The following is a 1,494-nucleotide window of genomic DNA, read 5'->3' as shown; positions in this document are numbered from 1 at the left end:
CGACTTAGCACAACCGCAAATTTTGAGCTAACGATCAAGCTTGCACACGCTCACTGCTGGCTGCAGGCACTGATCCTCAATTCCCCCAACGTCATTCCGGAGGAATCTTGGCCATAAAGCGCCGCGAGACGAAGGACGGCGTGCGTTATGACGTCCAATGGCGCCTACCGGATCGTTCGAAGCGCAAGAAGAGCTTCCGAACAGAGCGGGAGGCGCGCCAGTTCGAAGCAAGGCTCGTCACCGACAGCGCCGCGGGCGTCAGGGTGGACCCACGCGGCGGCAAAATCCTGCTCCGCAACGTCTATCGATCGTGGCTAGCCTCCCGACCCGACCTGAGCGCGAAAGTCCGCCGCGGATACGAAGACAACTGGAGGCTGCGTATCGAGCCACAGTTTGGTTCGTGGCCGATCGCAAGAATCGACCACGAGTCGATCCAACGATGGGTGAATGCCATGTCAGCGTCGGGTCTCGGACCGCGGACCGTGAGGTGGACGCACTCGGTCCTCAAGATGACCCTTGACCGCGCCGTCGAGGAAGACCAGCTCCTCGGCAAGAACCCCGCATCACGCACCAAATTCCCACCGATGCGGCAAGCCACACACGTCTATCTAACCGTCGGCGAAGTCGCAACACTTGCCCAAACATGCGGCGCTCAAGGTGACGTCGTCTTGCTCCTGGCTTACACAGGCCTACGATTCGGTGAACTCACCGGCCTCAATGTCGAGGATGTCGACCTGGGCGCTCGTCGAATCCGTGTTCGCCGGTCGATGACCCAAGTCGGCGGCAAACTCGTTGAAGGGAACCCGAAATCGCAAGCCGGCCGACGTTCTGTCCCAATCCCCGAGCGCTTGATGCCGGCACTTAAGGCGCGGCTCGACGCACGACCCTGTGGCGCGCCGGCGATCGCGTCGCCGAAGGGTTCCCGGCTGAGCCTGGAGAACTGGAAGCGTGCGGTCAACTGGCGGAAGTCTGTGACTGAGATCGGCCGGGACAACTTGCGTGTGCATGACCTACGGCATACCTACGCATCGCTGTCACGACGGGCCGGCGCCGACTTGCGACTCCTGCAAAAGGCAATGGGCCACGCATCAATCACCGTGACCGCACACACCTACGCGGATCTCTTCGACGACGAGCTTGACGACATCGCAACCGCGCTTGACTCGCTCGACGATACTTTTCGTGCGGGCCGCAGCTGATCCGGTTTGGCCCTGTTTCGTCCCATTTCTCAGGGATCGAGGTGGCGGCAAGGCTGTCTGGCAATCGCACGGGAAGGGAGACCCAATCGTTAGACCCCGGCCTCAAGCCAGGTTGGCGAGGCCGGGGCCATTCGACTAGAGCGCAGACCCGGAGGTCATCCCCAACGCTGGTCCCGAAGCCGTTTGTTTAACCGGCCGCATCGGAGCGCACTTCATCAAGTGTAAAGGACTCAAACCCAATTGAGCGGAGGCCACACGCCCCCGCTGAACACAGCCGACCCCGGGGTTATGCGAC

General features: G+C 61.6%; 1 protein-coding gene. It reads left to right on the top strand.

Annotated elements, in window-relative coordinates; translation table 11 throughout:
* The first annotated feature begins 107 nt into the window (after window positions 1-107).
* Window positions 108-1,199 (top strand): site-specific integrase, encoded by a 1,092-nt coding sequence (locus JF781_RS27900; RefSeq protein ID WP_007172599.1) that lies wholly within the window; start codon window positions 108-110, stop codon window positions 1,197-1,199.
* Window positions 1,200-1,494: the final 295 nt, after the last annotated feature.

The organism is Mycobacterium sp. WUMAC-067 (genome assembly GCF_020217485.1).
GTDB lineage: Bacteria > Actinomycetota > Actinomycetes > Mycobacteriales > Mycobacteriaceae > Mycobacterium.
Note: the sequence above shows the minus strand (reverse complement) of the source record. Positions and strands in the feature narration are given on the sequence as shown.